Source organism: Amphibiibacter pelophylacis (assembly GCF_037688875.1).
Taxonomy (GTDB): Bacteria; Pseudomonadota; Gammaproteobacteria; order Burkholderiales; family Burkholderiaceae_C; genus Amphibiibacter; species Amphibiibacter pelophylacis.
Genome location: NZ_JAWDIE010000006.1, coordinates 18,864 through 36,405 on the forward strand (window position 1 = coordinate 18,864; position 17,542 = coordinate 36,405).

15 protein-coding genes and 1 tRNA gene are annotated in these 17,542 nt (G+C 68.2%); 4 read left to right on the plus strand and 12 right to left on the minus strand.

Annotated elements, in window-relative coordinates; translation table 11 throughout:
- Positions 1 to 3: 3 nt before the first annotated feature.
- From mnmH to RV045_RS04990, 8 genes are all read right to left on the minus strand, one after another.
- Positions 4 to 1,185 (minus strand): tRNA 2-selenouridine(34) synthase MnmH, encoded by a 1,182-nt coding sequence (gene mnmH, locus RV045_RS04955; RefSeq protein ID WP_423234670.1) that lies wholly within the window; start codon positions 1,183 to 1,185, stop codon positions 4 to 6.
- Positions 1,186 to 1,192: 7 nt separating this feature from the next.
- Positions 1,193 to 2,248, minus strand: a complete 1,056-nt coding sequence (gene selD, locus RV045_RS04960) for a selenide, water dikinase SelD (RefSeq protein WP_423234671.1) — start codon at positions 2,246 to 2,248, stop codon at positions 1,193 to 1,195.
- Positions 2,245 to 4,158 (minus strand): SurA N-terminal domain-containing protein, encoded by a 1,914-nt coding sequence (locus RV045_RS04965; RefSeq protein WP_423234672.1) that lies wholly within the window; start codon positions 4,156 to 4,158, stop codon positions 2,245 to 2,247. Before RV045_RS04965 ends, selD begins: the two co-directional genes overlap by 4 nt.
- A gap of 90 nt (positions 4,159 to 4,248) precedes the next feature.
- Positions 4,249 to 4,324: transfer RNA gene (locus RV045_RS04970), tRNA-Val, on the minus strand.
- Between the two features lie 25 nt (positions 4,325 to 4,349).
- On the minus strand, positions 4,350 to 5,540 hold the full coding sequence (locus tag RV045_RS04975; RefSeq protein ID WP_423234673.1) for a hypothetical protein: 1,191 nt from the start codon (positions 5,538 to 5,540) through the stop codon (positions 4,350 to 4,352).
- A gap of 99 nt (positions 5,541 to 5,639) precedes the next feature.
- A complete protein-coding gene (locus tag RV045_RS04980) occupies positions 5,640 to 6,572 on the minus strand; it encodes a DMT family transporter (protein ID WP_423234674.1) in 933 nt (310 codons plus the stop codon).
- On the minus strand, positions 6,569 to 7,738 hold the full coding sequence (locus tag RV045_RS04985) for an aromatic ring-hydroxylating oxygenase subunit alpha (protein WP_423234675.1): 1,170 nt from the start codon (positions 7,736 to 7,738) through the stop codon (positions 6,569 to 6,571). The genes RV045_RS04980 and RV045_RS04985 overlap by 4 nt, the downstream gene beginning before the upstream one ends.
- Positions 7,739 to 7,916: 178 nt before the next feature.
- Positions 7,917 to 8,987, minus strand: a complete 1,071-nt coding sequence (locus RV045_RS04990; protein ID WP_423234676.1) for a quinone-dependent dihydroorotate dehydrogenase — start codon at positions 8,985 to 8,987, stop codon at positions 7,917 to 7,919.
- Positions 8,988 to 9,093: 106 nt separating this feature from the next.
- On the opposite strand from RV045_RS04990, the gene RV045_RS04995 reads away from it, so the two are divergent.
- The gene (locus tag RV045_RS04995) at positions 9,094 to 9,999 is read left to right on the plus strand and encodes a MurR/RpiR family transcriptional regulator (protein ID WP_423234677.1); all 906 of its coding nucleotides are present in this window, start codon (positions 9,094 to 9,096) and stop codon (positions 9,997 to 9,999) included.
- Positions 10,000 to 10,072: 73 nt separating this feature from the next.
- Positions 10,073 to 11,347, plus strand: coding sequence for a lysophospholipid transporter LplT (gene lplT / locus RV045_RS05000; RefSeq protein WP_423234678.1), 1,275 nt, complete (start codon positions 10,073 to 10,075; stop codon positions 11,345 to 11,347).
- Between the two features lie 36 nt (positions 11,348 to 11,383).
- Here lplT and mobA read toward each other — a convergent pair whose 3' ends face one another.
- The 3 genes from mobA to RV045_RS05015 are packed head-to-tail and all read right to left on the minus strand — an operon-like array spanning position 11,384 to position 13,846.
- Positions 11,384 to 12,034 (minus strand): molybdenum cofactor guanylyltransferase, encoded by a 651-nt coding sequence (gene mobA / locus RV045_RS05005; RefSeq protein WP_423234679.1) that lies wholly within the window; start codon positions 12,032 to 12,034, stop codon positions 11,384 to 11,386.
- A complete protein-coding gene (locus RV045_RS05010; protein ID WP_423234680.1) occupies positions 12,031 to 12,834 on the minus strand; it encodes a HesA/MoeB/ThiF family protein in 804 nt (267 codons plus the stop codon). The genes mobA and RV045_RS05010 overlap by 4 nt, the downstream gene beginning before the upstream one ends.
- Before the next feature lie 4 nt (positions 12,835 to 12,838).
- On the minus strand, positions 12,839 to 13,846 hold the full coding sequence (locus RV045_RS05015; protein ID WP_423234681.1) for a D-2-hydroxyacid dehydrogenase family protein: 1,008 nt from the start codon (positions 13,844 to 13,846) through the stop codon (positions 12,839 to 12,841).
- A 183-nt stretch (positions 13,847 to 14,029) separates the two neighbouring features.
- On the opposite strand from RV045_RS05015, the gene RV045_RS05020 reads away from it, so the two are divergent.
- Positions 14,030 to 14,338 (plus strand): DUF485 domain-containing protein, encoded by a 309-nt coding sequence (locus RV045_RS05020; RefSeq protein WP_423234682.1) that lies wholly within the window; start codon positions 14,030 to 14,032, stop codon positions 14,336 to 14,338.
- On the plus strand, positions 14,335 to 16,086 hold the full coding sequence (locus RV045_RS05025; protein ID WP_423234683.1) for a cation acetate symporter: 1,752 nt from the start codon (positions 14,335 to 14,337) through the stop codon (positions 16,084 to 16,086). The genes RV045_RS05020 and RV045_RS05025 overlap by 4 nt, the downstream gene beginning before the upstream one ends.
- 50 nt (positions 16,087 to 16,136) lie before the next feature.
- Here the strand turns inward: RV045_RS05025 and RV045_RS05030 are convergent, their stop codons facing one another.
- The gene (locus tag RV045_RS05030) at positions 16,137 to 17,540 is read right to left on the minus strand and encodes a sensor histidine kinase (RefSeq protein WP_423234684.1); all 1,404 of its coding nucleotides are present in this window, start codon (positions 17,538 to 17,540) and stop codon (positions 16,137 to 16,139) included.
- Between the last annotated feature and the right edge of the window lie 2 nt (positions 17,541 to 17,542).

A 17,542-nucleotide genomic window follows, 5' to 3' on the forward strand; every position in this document is an offset into this window, starting at 1 on the left:
TTTTCAGACCCGCCGTCCGGCCAGCGGCCCCTGACGCAGGCGCTCCAGCAGCTCGTCCCGGCTGCCGCGCCAGACGATGCGTCCGCCAAAACCGTCCTGAAGGCGGTGGGCGTACAGGGGGTCGTAGTAATCGCGCAGCAGCGGGGCGATCCAGGCCAGATGCGCGGCCTGGCGTTCGGGACCAAAGGCCAGCGCGGGATCGTCGCTGCCGGTGTCCAGAGCCGCTTGCATCGCCTGGCGCAGATTCTGGTGTCGCACGCCGCCCAGCTTGCGCGAGATGCGGTCCAGGCTGTCCAGCAGGTGGCGCGCGCAGGCAGCGGGGCCTTCCTGCGGGCCCAGCAGGGCGCTGAACTCGGCGCACTGGCCGCTGACGTAATCGCGGTGGATGCGCAGGGCGCGGACGTCGAAATCTTCTTCCAGCCACAGCAGCGGCGCGGTCGACGTGCGCTCGCGCAAGGGGGCAGGCAGGGCGCAGCGGCCGATCAGGCGGCTTTCGTCTTCGACCAGCACGGTGGGCGAGGCGGTTGCGTGCTGCAGGCGCAGCAGGGCTGCGCCCAGGCGGTTCTCGAAATCGATCTGGTTGGGCTGGGGCGTGGCGTGGCGGCCAAAGCCGCTGCCCCGGTGGTGGGCCAGCGCCTCCAGATCCAGCGCAGCGGTGTGCTGCGCTACGGCGGCATCCAGCGGGAGTGCTTCCAGCAGCTCGGTTTTGCCGCTGCCCGTCAGCCCGCCCAGCACCAGCAGGGGCAGGGCGGTGCAGGCACTGCGCGTGGCGTCGATCAGGAACTGGCGCAGCGCCTTGTAGCCGCCTGCGATGCGCGGCAAGGCGATGCCGCCTTCACTGTGCAGCCACTGCTGGCTGATCTGCGAGCGCATACCGCCGCGAAAGCAGTACATCACGCCATCCGGGTTCTGGCGCGCCCAGTCGGCCCAGGCGGCGATGCGCGCGGCCTTGAGATCGCCCCGGACCAGTTCGTGACCCAGCGCGATGGCGGCGTCCTGACCCTCTTGGGCGTAGCACAGGCCGATGCGGTGGCGCTGTTCGTCGTCAATGAGCGGCAGGTTGGTGGCGCCGGGAAAAGCGCCCTGGGCGAACTCGATGGGCGCGCGCACGTCCAGCAGCGGGCGCTGCTGCGTGAAAAGGCGGGCGTAGTCGCCGGGCTGCAGCAGCTCGCCGGGGGCGGCCATGGCGCGCTCAGACAAGGCGGATGCGCGGCTGGCCCTCGGCGGGCGCAGCGGGTGATGCAGCCAGGCGGCCGATGGGCGCGAGATTCAACCCAGCGCCGCGCGTCACGGCGTAAAAATCGTCCAGCGCATCCGGGCCGACCGCGACAAGCAGGCCGCCGCTGGTCTGCGGATCGCACAGCAGGTCGTGCGCCCAGCCGTCCAGCGCGGGCAGCCGTGCGCCCAGGCTGGCGGCAGTGCGGCCCGTGCCGCCGGGCACGCAGCCCAGGGCGTGGCACTCGCGGGCGCCGGGCAGCACGGGCAGGGCGGCCAGCTGCACTTCGGCGTCCAGTCCGCTGCCTTCGGCCATTTCCAGCAGGTGACCGGCCAGGCCAAAGCCGGTGACGTCGGTCATCGCGTGGACGCCGGGCAGCCGGGCCAGATCCTGGCCGATGCGGTTGAGCGTGCACATGCTGTCGCGTGCGACGTCGCGGAAGGCGGCGGGCAGCAGGCCGCGCTTTTCGGCGGTGGTCAGCAGGCCAACCCCCAGGCCTTTGGTCAGAAAGAGCACATCGCCCGCTTGCGCCGTGTCGTTGCGCTTGATCTGGCTGCGCTCGACCAGGCCCGTGACGGCCAGGCCAAAAATGGGTTCGGGCGCGTCGATCGAGTGTCCGCCCGCCAGCGGAATCCCCGCTGCGTCGCACACAGCGCGGCCGCCCCGGACGACCTCGCGCGCCACTTCGGGCGGCAGGACGTTGACCGGCCAGCCCAGAATGGCGATGGCCATCAGCGGTTGCGCGCCCATGGCGTAGATGTCACTGATGGCGTTGGTCGCGGCGATGCGGCCAAAATCGTAGGCGTCATCGACGATGGGCATGAAAAAGTCGGTGGTGCTGACCACGCCGCGCGTCTCGTCGATGCCGTACACGGCCGCATCGTCGCGCGACGCGTTGCCCACCCAAAGGCGCGGGTCCAGGTTCTGGGCGCCGCTGCCCGCCAGAATGGTGCCCAGCACGGCGGGCGAAATCTTGCAGCCGCAGCCCGCGCCGTGGCTGTACTGCGTCAGGCGGACGGGACCGGCGCTCATGGCGCTGCGGCAGGCGCCGGGGCGGCCGCCTTGAGCTGGTCTTCGAAAACTTTGACCTTGTAGCGCGTCTTCAGATCGTCGTAAAAGGCCTGCGCCTGGGCATCGGCGCGCAGGCGCACCAGCGACTGCGTCAGCTGCGCTTTTTCGGCGGGAGGCAGCGGCGTGTCGGTCACGGCGGTGATGCGGCCGGTCACGTAGCCCACACCGGGCATGTCCAGCGTGAAGGGGTGGGGCAGCGGGCTGGCGGGAAGGGCCAGCAGGCGTTCGACCACCGGCAGGGCGAAGCCGCTGGGCTCGCGGCGCGACACGGTGGCTTTGGAGGGCAGGGCCTGTGCAGGATTGCTTTTGAGCGTGGCCAGCAGCGCTTCGGCGTCGGTCTTGACCTTGGCCTGCGCCAGCTCGCGGCGCACAGCCAGCTCGAGTGCCGGGGCGGCTTCGGCCTGCGTCTGCGGGCGCTGCGCCGAGTGCGACAGCACGCGCACGGCGACGTGCTCGCCCGGCTTCACGTCAAAACCGGCGCTGACGGTTTTGCTCTCCAGCACCTCAGGCGAAAACACCTGACGCAGGAACGGCATTTCGGCCAGCACGCCGGTCGCGCCAGGCGCGGGCTGCGGCGTCACGGTGGCCTTGTTCACGGTCAGGCCCAGGGTTTTGGCCAGCTCGGTGAAATCGGCCGGTCCGGTCTTGAGCAGGGTGTCCATCTGGTCCATGGCCTTGTTGTAAGCGTCGCTCAGCCGCGTGGTGCGCAGGGTGTTCTCGATCTGCGTGCGCACGGCGGACAGGGGCTGGACTTCGCCGCCCCGGATGTCGTCCACGCGGATGATGTGGTCGCCAAACTCGGTGGTGACGATGCCGCTGGTTTCGCCTTTCTTCAGCGCGAAAGCGGCTTTTTCGAAGGCCGGCACCATGACGCCTTTGGCGACAAAACCCAGATCGCCGCCGCTCTGGGCCGAGCCCGGGTCCTGCGAGTTGGCCTTGGCCAGCGCCTCGAAACGGTCGGGGTGCGCCTTGAGCTCGTCCAGCAGCTTCTGCGCCTTGTCGTGCGCGGCTTTTTTCACGGCGTCGCTGGCGCCCTCCGGCACGGCGATCAGGATGTGGCGCAGGTGGCGCTCTTCGGGCTGGCGGTAGTCTTCGATGCTGCTGTCGTAGGCCTTCTGGATGTCGGCGTCGCTGACGCTGATTTTCGACATCACGGCGGCTTGGTCGAGCAGCACGTATTCGATCTGGGCCTGCGCGGGCTGCTGGAAGGTCTTGCTGTTCTTTTTGAAGTAATCGGCGAGCTGCTGCGCGGTGGGCTGGACTTCGGTCTGCGCCTGCTGCAGATCAAAGCGCTGGAATTCGATAGCGCGGCCCTGAAAGTAAGCCTTGAGCGCCAGATCAGTCAGCGCCGGGGTGGCAAAAGCGGTTTCCTGCACGCCGTCGATGACCTGGCGCAGCGTGTACTCCTGGCGCAGCTGCTGTTCCAGCAGGGCGGCGTTCATGCCGCGTGCGGCCAAGGCCGCGTCGTCCAGACGGCCATCGGGCTTGCGCACGGCGGCCAGTTGCGGGTCGCTCGCGAAAAGACGCACCAGGCGGGCGTCGTCCACGGCCAGGTGCTGGTCCTGCGCGGCCTGGGCCAGCACCTGCTGGCGAACCAGCCCGTCCAGCGTCTGGCGCAGCATTTCGGGCGTATCAAAGAGCGCGGCGTCCAGATTGGGCATCTGGGCGCGGGCGGCGTTGACCTGCTGCTGGTGCGCGGCGTCCAGCTCGGTGCGGGTGATTTTGGCTTTGCCCACTTCGGCGACCGTGGCCGATGCAGAGCCACTCATGCTGCTGTAGCCCTCGACCCCGACCAGAACAAACGAGGGAACCACCGCCAGCAGGAGCAGGAACTGCATCAGACGCTTGTGGTTTCGGACGAAATCAAACATGGGCGGGTGCGGCCAGGCGGCCGGAAACGGTCAAAAAAAATGCGAACCGCAGTCCGCATCGGGGCGGGAAGCCGCCTCCTGTGCTGCGGTTGGTGGGTGCTGACGGGTTCGAACCGCCGACCTACGCCTTGTAAGGGCGCCGCTCTACCAGCTGAGCTAAGCACCCGCAGCCAGCTTTGGATTGTAACCGCTCAGGCCCGGCCTGAAGCCGACGGCGCCGCATCGCGCCAGGCGGACACTGTGGAGGCGCTGCACAGGCCGCGAGCGTGCAGCAGCGGCAGGTGCTGCTGCGCCAGGGCCGTGGCCGTACGCAAACCGTCCGGCGAGGTGGTCTGAAGGCTCCAGTACAGCAGCCCCTCCAGATGCAGCGCACTTGTGGCATGCAGGGTGGCGGCGCTGTCCGCATCCAGACCCGGTTGGCCCGCCTGCAGCCAGCCGGCCTGCACGCGCAGGCGGTGCCATTGCGCCAGACCGCCCGAACCCGACAGCAGCGGTCCAGGATGCTGGCTTTCCTGCAGCACATGGCTGGCGTGCAGGCCCGGATCAAAGAGCAGCAGGTTGAGCAGCCCCTGCACGCGCACCAGCTCGATCAGGCCCAGATCGCGCCGGGCGTGCGGCAGCAGCGCTTCCAGCGCCTCCAGCGCCTGGCGCGCTTCGACGCGGCGGCGCGACAGCGGCCCCTCGTCGCGCTGGCGCCACCACTGCAGGCGCAGCAGGCCCTGGCAGATGCGGGCTTCGGGCGTCAGTGGGCCGTCCAGCCAGGCGTCGAGGCGCTGCGGGGTGTGGGCGATGCTGCGTGCGCCGGGCGCAGCAGCTTCGAGCAGCACCAGCGTCTGCGCCGTCCAGGCGGCCAGACGCTGCAGCACGGTGTCGGTGTCGCTGCCGGGCAGATCAACAATCAGCGGCGAGGGCCACAGGCTGCGCCCGGGGCCGTGCGCCGGGTCATGCGCCATCGTCAGACTCTGGCGGGCAGCGGGCAGCGGGCTGTCGCCTTCGGTGTCCAGGTGGACGTCCACGGGCGTGCGGCCCGTCGCCGTCAGAAACCAGGGGCCGACGCTGAGCTTGCGCGGCGCGTGTTCCAGCGCCCAGGGGCGTCCGGGCAGCTCGTCCAGCCAGGCGCTCAGGCTCAGCACCAGGCGCTGCACCTGCGAGCGGTTCAGTGGCCGATTCTGTCCGCGTGCCATCAGGTGGGCGTTGAGATCGCTGGCCAGCAGCGGCTGGTGCAGGCGGGCGCGCTCCAGCAGCAGCGCCAGCATGTGAACTTCCCAGCGGCGGTTGAAGCGGTGCGGTTCGCTGTGGCCCCACTGCGCCCGGTTGCGCGCGGGCGACAGCGTCAGCGTCGGGCCAGGATCGGGCCCAGTCAATGTGGATGAGACAGTCATGGGCGCCACTGTAGGGGCCGAAAGCGCTGTCAGACCGGCTGGCCCGCTGCGGCCGCCCGGCCCGGCACGCGGCATGTGCAATCTGTCGCTATGGCGTTGTCAGGCGGCCTTGTGCTGGCTGCGCAGCCGCGTGGCCGTGATGCCGGCCGCGACGATCAGCGCCAGGCCGATCAGTGCACCGGGCGTGACGGCGTCGCCGAACAGCACCACGCCGTAGATCAGTGAAAAGACGATGCCGGTGTACTGCAGGCTGGCGTTGACCATGGGCTGGCCGCGCGTGTAGGCCACCGTCAGCAGCATCTGTCCGGCGGTGGCGAAAACCCCGGCGCCGATCAGCGCCAGCACCCCGCCCGGCGTGCTGTGCAGAAGGCTCTCCAAAGGGCGCACCTGCGCCGCCCCCTGCCACAGCGGGGCCAGCAGGCAGGCCGCGAGGCCCGATAGCGTGGTCAGCCCCGAAAAGTAAAACACCGTGCGCCAGGTGGGCTCGCCGATGCGGCCCAGCGCCGACACCTGCAGATAGGCCATGGCGGCGATCATGCCCGAGCACAGTCCGGACAGCACCGCCCACAGCGCGCCGTCGGGCATGGTCGGGCGCAGCACCAGCACCACGCCGCTGAAGCCGACAAAGACCACAGCGATCAGCCGCGCATCAACGCGTGCGCCCGAAATCAGCCCGCCTGCGGCCAGGAAAATCGCCAGCCAGATCGACGACATGTAGTTCATCGTCACCGCCGTGGCCAGCGGCAGCTGGCTGATCGCGTAAAACCACAGCGCCAGCGAACTCACACCAAAAATCGCCCGCCAGGCGTGCATGACGGGCACGGGCGTGCGCAGGCTCTGGCCGCGCCACAGCGCCTGCGCGCCCAGGATGATCACGCCGACCAGGCCGCGCGCCGTGATGACTTCGGCGACGCCGTAGTCATAGCGCGTGGACGCCCATTTGACGCACAGCGCCATGGTGGCGAAGGACAGCGTCGAGATCAGCATCAGCAGCGGCGCAGGCCAGCCGCTGCCGGGCCACAAACGCCTCATGCGCTGTGCTGCTGCGGCCACAGGCGGCGGCGATACCACTGGTGAAAGTGTTCCATGCCGCGCTCCATGGGCTGCTGGTAAGGCCCGGCCTCGTCGTCGCCCCGCTCGAAGAGCGCCTGCCGCCCGGCGTCCATGCGCTCGGCGATTTCGTCGTCCTCGATGCAGGTTTCCATGTAAGCGGCCTGCTGCGCTTCGACAAATTCGCGCTCGAAGGCGGCAATTTCTTCCGGGTAGAAGAAGGCCACGGTGTTGAGCGTTTCGCGCGGGCCGATCGGGTGCAGGGTCGAAACCACCAGCGTGCCCGGATACCACTCCAGCATGATGTGCGGGTAATAGGTCAGCCAGACCGCGCCAATGTCCGGCAGGCCGGGCGCGGGCTGCGGGCCCAGCAGCGGCAGGCCGGCTGATTGCGCCGCCAGCACCTGGTCGTGCCAGCGCGTGTAAACCGCGCTGCCCGGCTGAACCAGCGATCTGTGCAGGCCCACGGTCTGAAGACTGGCGTTGGGAAGGAGCTGCCAGGCCAGATCGTCGCAGGTGACGAAATGGCCCAGCCCCGGGTGGAAGGGGCCGACGTGGTAATCCTCGAGGTACACCTCGATGAAGGTCTTCCAGTTGTACGGGCAGCGGTGCTGCTCGACGCGGTCCAGCACATAGCCGTCGAACGAGAAGGCCGGGTGCTGCAGCAGCGGCCCCAGGTCGCCGCGCACATCGCAGCCATTGCGCTCGAACAGCAGGCCGCCGATGTTATCCAGCGGGTAACGCTGCAGGTTCAGGCAGGGTTGGGTGTCGAAGTGCGGCGCGGCCAGCAGCTGCCCCTGGGCGGAATACGTCCAGCGGTGCAGCGGGCAGACGATGCGCGGCTCAGATGGGCCACTGCCCAGATCGCCCGCGCCCTTGAGCATCACCGCCTGGCGGTGACGGCAGACGTTGGAGACCAGCTCGATCCCGTCTGGCGTGTGGATCAGGGCGCGGCCCTCGCCCTCGTGGGCCAGCGTCTGGTAGCGCCCCGGCTGGGGCACCTGCAGCGCGTGGCCCACGTAGCGCGGGCCGGAATCGAAGAGCAGCGCCTTTTCGCGCTCGAACAGCGCCGCGTCAAAGTAGCTGGATACTGGTAACTGAGAGCGCGTGCGCTCCAGAGCTTGCAGCGTGGTGCTGAGGTCCGACATGATGCCCCTTGGGATCAAAAGTGCCAGTCAACCCTTCCGCCCGGTGGCCCCGCGGGCGGAATTTCATGGTGAACAAAAGAAGCGGGATTGTCTCAAAAACGGTCGCCTGGGGCCAGATTTCCGCGCAAAACCTGCGCAAAACAGGCCAGAAGTCCCCTGAAGGCCTGCCGGGTGTGGTCTATCGGCCCACTTTGGTTTTGGGGGCAGCCGCATCGCGCAGCGCGCGGGCGCATTCGCCGACCAGATCCGGCCCTTTGTAGATCAGGCCGGTGTAAATCTGCACGGCGCTGGCGCCCGCGTGCAGCTTGTCGACGGCGTCCTGCGCGCTGCTGATGCCGCCCACGCCGATCAGCGGCAGTCCGGGCAGACGCTGGCGCAGGCGGGCCAGCACGCGCAGGCTGGCGGCGCGCACGGGCGGGCCGGACAGGCCGCCGGCCTCGTTGCCGTGCGGCAGGTGGCTGACCGCATCGCGCGCCAGCGTGGTGTTGGTGGCGATGATGCCGTCCACGCCGCTGGCGCGGACGGTCTCGGCCAGCACATCGACGGCCGCGTCGTCCAGGTCGGGCGCAATCTTGACAAACAGCGGTTTGCGCGCGCCGTGCTCCAGCGCCAGGCGGTCGCGCTCGGCCATGAGCTGGCCCAGCAGGTCAGCCAGCGCCTGGCCTTCCTGCAGGCTGCGCAGGTTCTGCGTGTTGGGGCTGGAGATGTTCACCGTGACGTAATCGGCCAGCGCGTACACGCCGCGCAGCCCGGCCAGATAGTCGCTCGCGGCGTTCTCGATGGGCGTGGCGGCGTTCTTGCCAATGTTCAGGCCCACCACGGCACGGCCGCCGCCGCTGCGCAGCTCGCGGCTGGTTGCCACGTTGCGCACGAAGGCCTGCAGACCGGCATTGTTGAAGCCCATGCGGTTGATGATGGCCTGTGCGCCTTCCAGCCGGAAAATGCGCGGTCTGGCGTTGCCCGGCTGCGCCAGCGGCGTCACCGTGCCGACTTCGACAAAGCCAAAGCCCATGGCGGCGAAGGCGTCGATGCAGCGGCCGTTCTTGTCCAGCCCGGCGGCCAGGCCCACGCGGTTGGGCAGGCGCAGCCCGGCGATCTCGACCGGATCGCTGACGCGTTCGCGCGCAAAGGTGCAGCGCAGCGGCGTGTGCTGCAGGCGCGCCAGCGTATCCAGCGCCAGGTCATGGGCGCGCTCGGCATCCATCGCAAAGAGGGCTTTGCGGGCCAGCGAAAAAGGCAGGGCGAACATGGCTGAAACTTGAATCCGAAAACAGTGAGGGAAGGGCCCGTATTGGACCACAGCGCCTGTGCCCCTGCGGTCCCGCTGGCCCGGCGGCTGGCGCACAATAGGGGCCATGAGTGACAGCCCCCTCCTTGATAGCCCTGCGCCGCCCGCCAGCGTGGATGAGCTGGTCCAGCGCATCGCGCAGGATTACGACGGCCTGAGCCGCCAGCTCAAGGTCATCGCCCGCTACATCGAGCAGCACCGCGACCACGTCGGCCTGGACGGCATCCAGACGGTGGCCCAGCAGTGCGAGGTCCAGCCCTCGGCGGTGGTTCGTTTTGCCAAGCACTTTGGCTTTTCCGGTTTTTCGGCGATGCAGGCCGTGCTGCGCGCCGGGCTGACGCAGCAGATTGCGCCGTCGCGCAGCTACCAGGCGCGCATCCGGGGCCTGATCGACGAAGGCAGCACGCGCCTGTCCGCCCCCGACATCGCCCGCGAATTTCTGGGCGGCAGCGTGGCGGGCATGCAGGCGCTGCAGCAGCAGCTGGACGAAGCGGCGTTTGCGCAGGCGGTCGATCTGCTGGCGGACAGCGATGCGCTGTGGATCGTGGCCTCGCGCCGCTCGTTTCCGGTGGCGGTCTACCTGGATTACGCGCTGCAGCACACCGACAAGCGCGTGGGGCTTTTTTCGGCGCTGGGCAGTATGCACGAGGGCCAGGTGCGCTCGGTGCGCACGGGCGACGTGCTGGTCGCGGTGTCTTTTGCCCCTTACGCCGAAGAGACGCTGGCTGTGGTCGACCAAGCGGTGGAGCGGGGCGCCCGCGTCATCGCCCTGACCGATAGCCGCATGTGCCCGCTGGCGCGCCGCGCCGAGGTGGTGCTGGCCGTGCAGGACAACGTCACGCTGGGCTTTCGCGCCCTGACCAGCACCATGGGCCTGGCGCAGAGCCTGTTCATCGCCCTGGCCTACCGGCTGGAGCTGCCCTACCGCAGCACGACGCGCACGCCGGGCGGTTCTGACGCGCCGGGGGCCTGAAGATGGGCGGTTTGTGCTCTTTTGTGCCGTATCCTTGCGGTTTTGATGTCTGGAACAGATCGGCGCCCCGGCGATGAAAAAAGGCTTTTACACCATCATGACGGCGCAGTTTTTCAGCTCCCTGGCTGATAACGCGCTGCTCCTGGTGGCCATCGCGCTGCTGCGGCAGTCGCATGCGCCGTCCTGGCATGTGCCCGCGCTGGTGCCCATGTTTGCCCTGTTTTATGTGCTGCTGGCGCCGGTGGTCGGGGCCTTTGCTGACGCCATGCCCAAGGGCCGCGTCATGTTCATCGCCAACAGCATCAAGGTGCTGGGCTGCCTGATGATGCTGGGCGGCCATCACCCGCTGCTGTCTTACGCGGTGGTGGGCCTGGGGGCGGCGGCCTATTCCCCGGCCAAATACGGCATCCTGACCGAGCTGCTGCCGCCCTCGCAGCTGGTGCGCGCCAATGGCTGGATCGAGGGCCTGACCATTGCCAGCATCGTGCTGGGCGTGCTGCTGGGCGGACAGATGATCAGCCCGGCGGTGATGCACCCGCTGGATCAGGCCTTTGTCCGGATCGGCGTCGATTTTGCGCTGCCGGTGCAGGCGTCCATCGTGGTCATGGGCGTGCTGTATGTGATTGCGGCCGGCTTCAACCTGGGGATTCCGCGCACCGAGGTGCCCATGATTCCGCTGCGTGGCTCGGTCTGGGTGCTGATCACCGATTTCATGCGCTGCAACGCCTGGCTGTGGCGCGACAAGCTGGGCCAGATCACGCTGGGCACGACCACGCTGTTCTGGGGCGTGTCGGGCAATCTGCGCGTGATTGTGTTCGCCTGGGCCGCCGTGGCACTGGGCTACACCACGACGCAGGCGTCCAGCCTGGTCGGCGTGGTCGCCATTGGCACCGCCGTGGGCGCGGTGGCGGCGTCCATGCTCGTGCGCCTGCCCGCGGCGCCCAAGGTGATCCCGCTGGGCGCGGCCATGGGCATTTTCCTGATGGGCATGGTGTTCATCGACAGCGTCTGGATGGCCATCCCCTTCCTGCTCATCATGGGCGCGATCGGCGGTTTTATGGTTGTGCCCATGAACGCGCTGCTGCAGCACCGGGGCCACAACCTGATGGGCGCCGGGCGCTCGATTGCGGTGCAGAACTTCAACGAACAGGCGTGCATCCTGATGCTGGGCGGCCTTTATGCGCTGCTGGAGCGCGCGGGCGTGTCGGCCTACACCATCATCGTGCTGCTGGGCGCCACCGTGACCCTGGTGATGGCCGCGCTGGGCTACTGGCACCACAGCAACCTGCGCCGCACGCCGGGGCGCGTGCAGCGGCTGCTGCGGATTGCGGAGGGTGGGGGGCATTGAGCCCTGCTGCCCTGACCTGCTGATCCACTGACAGGGTCAACCCCTTTGGCCTGAATTTTCCAGATCCCCCGGCGTGTTGCAGTTGACGAAATCGGTCGCGCTGCCGTCTGCCATATTCACAGCCACGCCGCCCAGGGCGTGCAGCAGCCGCACCACGCCGCCGCGGCCGCCTTCCAGCGCCTCACGTACAGCTTGGGCACAGCCCAGCGGCCACAGCGCGCAGGCGGGGTGATCGCGACCCTGGTGGCGCACCCAGCGCGGCTGGGTGGCGTCTGCGCCAGGGGGGGCCAGCAGCGCCGCCAGCAGGCCGGGCGGGAACTGCGGCACGTCGCAGGGCAGGGTCCACAGCCAGGCGCGGGATTCAGTCGTGCCCGGCGAAGTGATCTGGCCCAGGTGATGCAGCCCGGCCTCGACGCCCGCCAGCGGGCCGGGCCAGCCGGGGCGCAGGTCGGGCAGGATGGTGGTGCAGCGGCGGGCGTAATCCCCTTCGTTTCGATTGGCCGAAATGGCCAGCGCCTGCACGGGCCGCGTCTGCGCCCCGACGCCATCCAGCACGGCATCGACCAGCGCCCGACCCTTCCAGGGCTGCAGGCCCTTGTCCACGCCGCCCATGCGCCGCCCCTGGCCGCCCGCCAGAATCAGCGCCAGGACGGTGTCGCTGCAGGGGTCTTCTGAAAGCGCTGTCACGGCAAGGAGCGGCCACCGCACACCGGGCAGTGCGGGTCGGCGGGCACGTCCATGCGCTGGTGCGACAGGCTGCGCGCGTCAAACAGGTGCAGCGCCCCGGCGGCCGGGCAGGGCCAGCCCAGAAGAATCTGCAGCGCGGCCAGCGCCTGCAGGCTGCCCACCCAGCCCACCAGCGGCGCCAGCACGCCATAGGTGGCGCAGCGCTGTTCGATATAGGCCTGTCCGGGCGGGAAGACGCAGGCATAGCAGGGGGCGCCAGACTGGGCCGGGTCACGGATGAACATCTGCCCGTCCAGCCCCAGCGCGGCGCCGGCCACCAGCGCCACGCCGTGGCGCACGGCAGCGGCATTGAGCGCCTGGCGGGTCGCCATGTTGTCGCTGGCGTCGATCAGCAGGGTGATGGGCGGCCAGGCGTCCGGGCCGTCTGCACGGGCCTCAGGCGTCAGCAGCGCATCCAGCGCCGCCGCATCCACACGCTGCGCCAGCGGGCGCACACGCACATGCGGGTTGAGCGCCGCCAGCGTCTGCACCGCCGATTCAACCTTGGCCTGGCCCACGCTGGCCTCGGTGTGCAGGATCTGGCGCTGCAGGTTGGTCAGATCGACGGTGTCGTCATCCGCCAGGCTGATGTGGCCCACGCCACTGGCGGCCAGATAAAGCGCCACCGGCGAGCCCAACCCCCCCGCACCGACGATGAGCACGTGGCTGGCGGCCAGGCGCTCCTGGCCTTCGACGCCGACCTCATCGAGCAGGATGTGGCGCGCGTAGCGCTGCAGCTGGGCGTCGTCGAGGCCGTCCACGGAATCAGTGCTTGACTTTGAGGGCATCGGGGTTAACGACGCCCGTGGGCTGGCCTTTGAGGAAGTTCAGGATGTTGTCGAAAGCGTGGCTGAAATAGCTGTTGTAGTTGTCCAGCTCGACATAGCCGATGTGCGGCGAGCAGATGGCGTTTTCCAGGCGCATGAGCGGGTGGCCCTGCAGGATGGGTTCGGATTCGAAGACATCCACCGCCGCCATGCCCGGCCGCCCCCGGTTCAGGGCGCCGACCAGGGCGTTTTCGGCGACCAGTTCGGCGCGCGAGGTGTTGACGAAGAGCGCCGTGGGCTTCATCAGCGCCAGATCGTCGGCGGTCACCAGGTGGCGTGTGGTGTCGGACAGGCGCAGGTGGACGCTAAGCACGTCGCTGGCCTCAAAGAGTTCGGCGCGCGAGGCGAAGGTGTCGTAGCCGTCCGCGCGGGCGCGCTCCAGCGATTCGCTGCTGGACCAGATTTTCACCTGCATGCCAAACGCGCGACCATAGCCCGCGACGATCTGGCCGATCTTGCCGTAGCCCCAGATGCCCAGCAGCTTGCCGTGCAGGTTGGTGCCCAGGCTGAAATTGGCCGGCATGGACGCTGAGCGCAGCCCCGACTGCTGCCAGGCGCCGTGCTTGAGGTTGCCCACGTACTGCGGAATGCGCCGCATGGCCGACAGGATCAGTCCCCAGGTGAGCTCGGCCGGGGCGCGCGGCGAGCCCGGCCCCTCGGTGACGACGATGCCCTGGCGGGTGCAGGCCTCCAGATCGATGTGGCCGGAGACGCGCCCCGTCTGCGCGATCATGCGCAGGCGCGGCAGCTTGGACAGCAGCGCCGCATTGAAATGCGTGCGCTCGCGGATGGGCACCAGAATCTCGGCGTCGCGCAGCCGCACGGCCAGCTGCCCCGTGCCCTTGACGTTGTTGGTGAAGATTTTGTAAGGCAGGCCGTCGAGTTTCTGGATGCAATCCAGCTTGCGCACGGCGTCCTGGAAGTCGTCCAGAATGATGATGTTCACAGGCTTTTGTCCGCTGGCCCCGCAGGGCGTTGTCCCTTTGATCCAGTTTATCACCCGCCAAAGTGCGTGGGCTTTGCCAGGGCAAACCCCCCCCCGCGCTGTCAGAGACCAGCAAGACCCGCTCACTAACCTTGCTCCCGACACAGCGGTAAGGTGCCGCTGGTTTTTTTCGGGGAGTCATCGATGAAAGACGAACTCGGCGACCGCATCCGGGCCAATCCTAAATACCAGGAACTGGTCTCGAAGCGCAACGCCTACAGCTGGGCCATGACCATCGCCATGATGGTGGTGTATTACGGCTTTATTGGGCTTATTGCCTTTGATAAATCAATGCTGGCCAAAAAACTGGGCGCCGGCGTTTCGTCGGTGGGTATCCCGGTGGGGCTGGGCGTGATCGCCTTCACGGTGATCATCACGATCATCTACATCCGTCGCGCCAATGGCGAATTCGACACCCTGAAAAAACAGGTCATCAAAGAGGCGGGCCAATGAAACGCAGTACTCAACTCCTGGCAGGCGCTTTGGCCCTGCTGGCCGCTGGCGGAGCGCTGGCGGCAGGCGCTGACCTGGGCCAGGCCCAGAAACAGGCCACCAACTGGACCGCCATCGTCATGTTTGCCCTGTTCGTGGTGGGCACGCTGTTCATCACCAAGTGGGCGGCGGCCAAAACCAAATCGGCGTCGGACTTCTACACCGCTGGCGGCGGCATCACCGGCTTCCAGAACGGCCTGGCGATTGCGGGCGACTACATGTCGGCGGCTTCTTTCCTGGGCATTTCGGCGGCCGTGATGGCCAACGGCTACGACGGCCTGATCTACTCGATCGGCTTTCTGGTCGGCTGGCCCGTCATCACTTTCCTGATGGCCGAGCGCCTGCGCAACCTGGGCAAGTTCACCTTTGCTGATGTGGCCGGTTACCGTTTCCAGCAGGCCCCGATCCGCGCCTTTGCGGCCTCGGGCACGCTGGTGGTGGTGGCCTTCTACCTGATCGCGCAGATGGTGGGTGCGGGCCAGCTGATCAAGCTGCTGTTCGGCCTAGACTACTGGATCGCCGTGGTGGTGGTGGGCGCCCTGATGATGGTTTACGTGCTGTTCGGCGGCATGACGGCCACGACCTGGGTGCAGATCATCAAGGCCGGCCTGCTGCTGGCGGGGGCTTCGTTCATGGCCTTCATGGTGCTGCTGCAGTTTGGTTTCAGCCCCGAAGCGATGTTCGCCAAGGCGGTCGAAATCAAGACCATGCTGGCCGGCAAAGACCCCAAGGTCATCGCTGACGCCACCGAAAAAGGCATAGACCTTGCGACAGCGGCGGCCAAGGCCGGGGATTCCATCATGGGCCCGGGGACCTTCGTGAAAGACCCCATCTCCGCCATCAGCTTCGGCATGGCGCTGATGTTCGGCACGGCCGGTCTGCCCCACATCCTGATGCGCTTCTTCACGGTGCCGGATGCCAAGGAAGCCCGCAAGTCGGTGGGCTGGGCCACGGTGTGGATCGGTTACTTCTACATCCTGACCTTCATCATCGGTTTCGGTGCCATCACCTTCGTGCTGACCAACCCCGATTTCCTGGATACGGTCAAGGGCGGTCTGCAGGGCGGCAATAACATGGCGGCGGTGCATCTGGCGCATGCGGTGGGCGGCAACGTCTTCCTGGGCTTCATCTCGGCGGTGGCTTTCGCGACCATCCTGGCTGTGGTGGCTGGCCTGACGCTGTCGGGCGCATCGGCGGTGTCGCATGACCTGTACGCCACGGTGTTCAAGAAGGGCAATGCCGACAGCGCCTCCGAGCTGCGGGTGTCGCGCATGACCACCATTGCCCTGGGCATTGTGGCTGTGGTGCTGGGCATCGCCTTCGAGAAGCAGAACATCGCCTTCATGGTGTCGCTGGCCTTCGCGATCGCGGCTTCGGCCAACTTCCCGGTGCTGTTCATGAGCGTGCTGTGGAAAGACTGCACGACCAAGGGCGCCGTGATCGGTGGCTTCCTGGGCCTGATCTCGTCGGTGGCCTTGACGGTGGTATCGCCCTCGGTGTGGGAAGCCACGCTGGGCAACCCCAAGGGCTCGGCCTGGTTCCCCTACACCTCGCCTGCTCTGTTCTCGATGACCATCGCCTTCGTCGGCATCTGGGTGTTCTCGCTGATGGACCGCAGCAAGCAGGCCGCCGCCGAGCGCGCCGCTTTCCCGGCACAGCAGATCCGCTCGGAACTGGGCATTGGTGCCTCGGGCGCGTCGGGCCACTGATCGCCTGACGTCTGACTCAAAGCCCCGGTTCGCAAGGACCGGGGCTTTTTTTACGTTGGGCCCGGGCCCGCAGCTTCGGGCCAGATGACTTGCACGCGCAGGCCCGTGCCGCCGGGCGGCTGGCCCAGCACGACCCGTGCGCGGCAGGCCTGCGCGGCTTCGCGCACGATGGCCAGCCCCAGGCCGCTGCCGGTGACATGGGCGCCTGGCGCACGAAAGAAGCGGTCGAAGACGCGTTCGCGCAGTTCGGGTGCGATGCCGGGCCCGCTGTCGTCCACCTGAACAAAGGCGCCCGTGCTGTCCTGGCCCGTGCTGACGGTGACCTGGCCTCCGGGCGGCGTGTGGCGCAGCGCGTTGTCGGCCAGATTGAAGAGCAGGGCGTGCGCCAGCGCAGGCCAGGCTTTGACCGTGAGCGCCGGGCTGGCCTCGTCCAGACCCAGATCCATGCCGCGTGCGGCGGCCAGCGGTGCCAGCTCCAGCAGCACCTGCTGCGCCAGCGCCAGCAGATCGACCGCCGTGCTGGGTGGTGTGCTGCCGCGCTGGGCTTCGGCCTGCGACAGATCCAGCAGCTGGTTGACCAGCTGCCCGAGCTGGCGCACGCCGGTGCGCGACGACTGCAGTGCCTCGCGCGCGGCAGCTGGAACGGCCGGACCGGCGTGATCGCGGGCGTAATCGAGCTGGGTGGCCAGCAGCGCCACGGGCGTGCGCAGCTGGTGCGCCGCGTCGGCAATGAAGCGCCGGTGCTGGTCCACATGCCGGGTCAGGCGGGCGCTGTAATCGTTCAGGGTCTCGACAACGGGGCGGATTTCCTGCGGCAGTTCGCTGGTGCGCAGCGGGGAGAGATCGTCCGGCGCGCGCTGGTGCAGCGCATCGCGCAGGCGCACCAGCGGGCGCAGTGCCCGGTTCAGGCCGAGCAGCATGCAGGCCAGCGCCAGAGCCAGCAGCCCGGCCTGCGCCAGCAGCGTGGGCTCCCACAGGCTGTCACGCAGGGCGCGGGCGCCCTCGCGCGTCTGTGCGACGGTGACGTAAACCGGCTGCGCCTGGTCGCCGGTGTAGAAGCTGCGCACCAGGGTGACGCGCCGCACGGTCTGGTCGCGAAAGGTGCTGTCGTCAAAGCGCAGGCCCTGGCTGTCCACCCCGGCGATGGGGTGCAGATCGGGCCAGCCCGCCAGCAGATCGCCCCGGCCCGAAATCACCTGAAAGTAGACGCGGTCATGCTGCGCGGTGCGCAGGCTCTCCAGCGCTTCGGGGGGTGTGCTGGCCACGAGTTGACCTTCGTGCACATCGACCTGACTGGCCATGAGCTGGGCCGTGGCCAGCAGCTGGTGGTCCTGCATGGTGCGCGAGACATCCACCGCGCGCTGGCGCGCCATCGAGACACTCACGGCGATGACGACCAGCATGGGACCCAGCACCCACAGCGCCAGTCGCCAGCGCAGGCTGTTGCCGGCCATGA

Bases quoted from the DNA above. Each gene is read 5' to 3' on its own strand.
- mnmH (WP_423234670.1), bottom strand. From the start codon at position 1,185: ATGGCCGCCCCCGGCGAGCTGCTGCAGCCCGGCGACTACGCCCGCCTT.
- selD (WP_423234671.1), bottom strand. From the start codon at position 2,248: ATGAGCGCCGGTCCCGTCCGCCTGACGCAGTACAGCCACGGCGCGGGC.
- RV045_RS04965 (WP_423234672.1), bottom strand. From the start codon at position 4,158: ATGTTTGATTTCGTCCGAAACCACAAGCGTCTGATGCAGTTCCTGCTC.
- RV045_RS04975 (WP_423234673.1), bottom strand. From the start codon at position 5,540: ATGACTGTCTCATCCACATTGACTGGGCCCGATCCTGGCCCGACGCTG.
- RV045_RS04980 (WP_423234674.1), bottom strand. From the start codon at position 6,572: ATGAGGCGTTTGTGGCCCGGCAGCGGCTGGCCTGCGCCGCTGCTGATG.
- RV045_RS04985 (WP_423234675.1), bottom strand. From the start codon at position 7,738: ATGTCGGACCTCAGCACCACGCTGCAAGCTCTGGAGCGCACGCGCTCT.
- RV045_RS04990 (WP_423234676.1), bottom strand. From the start codon at position 8,987: ATGTTCGCCCTGCCTTTTTCGCTGGCCCGCAAAGCCCTCTTTGCGATG.
- RV045_RS04995 (WP_423234677.1), top strand. From the start codon at position 9,094: ATGAGTGACAGCCCCCTCCTTGATAGCCCTGCGCCGCCCGCCAGCGTG.
- lplT (WP_423234678.1), top strand. From the start codon at position 10,073: ATGAAAAAAGGCTTTTACACCATCATGACGGCGCAGTTTTTCAGCTCC.
- RV045_RS05020 (WP_423234682.1), top strand. From the start codon at position 14,030: ATGAAAGACGAACTCGGCGACCGCATCCGGGCCAATCCTAAATACCAG.
- RV045_RS05025 (WP_423234683.1), top strand. From the start codon at position 14,335: ATGAAACGCAGTACTCAACTCCTGGCAGGCGCTTTGGCCCTGCTGGCC.
- RV045_RS05030 (WP_423234684.1), bottom strand. From the start codon at position 17,540: ATGGCCGGCAACAGCCTGCGCTGGCGACTGGCGCTGTGGGTGCTGGGT.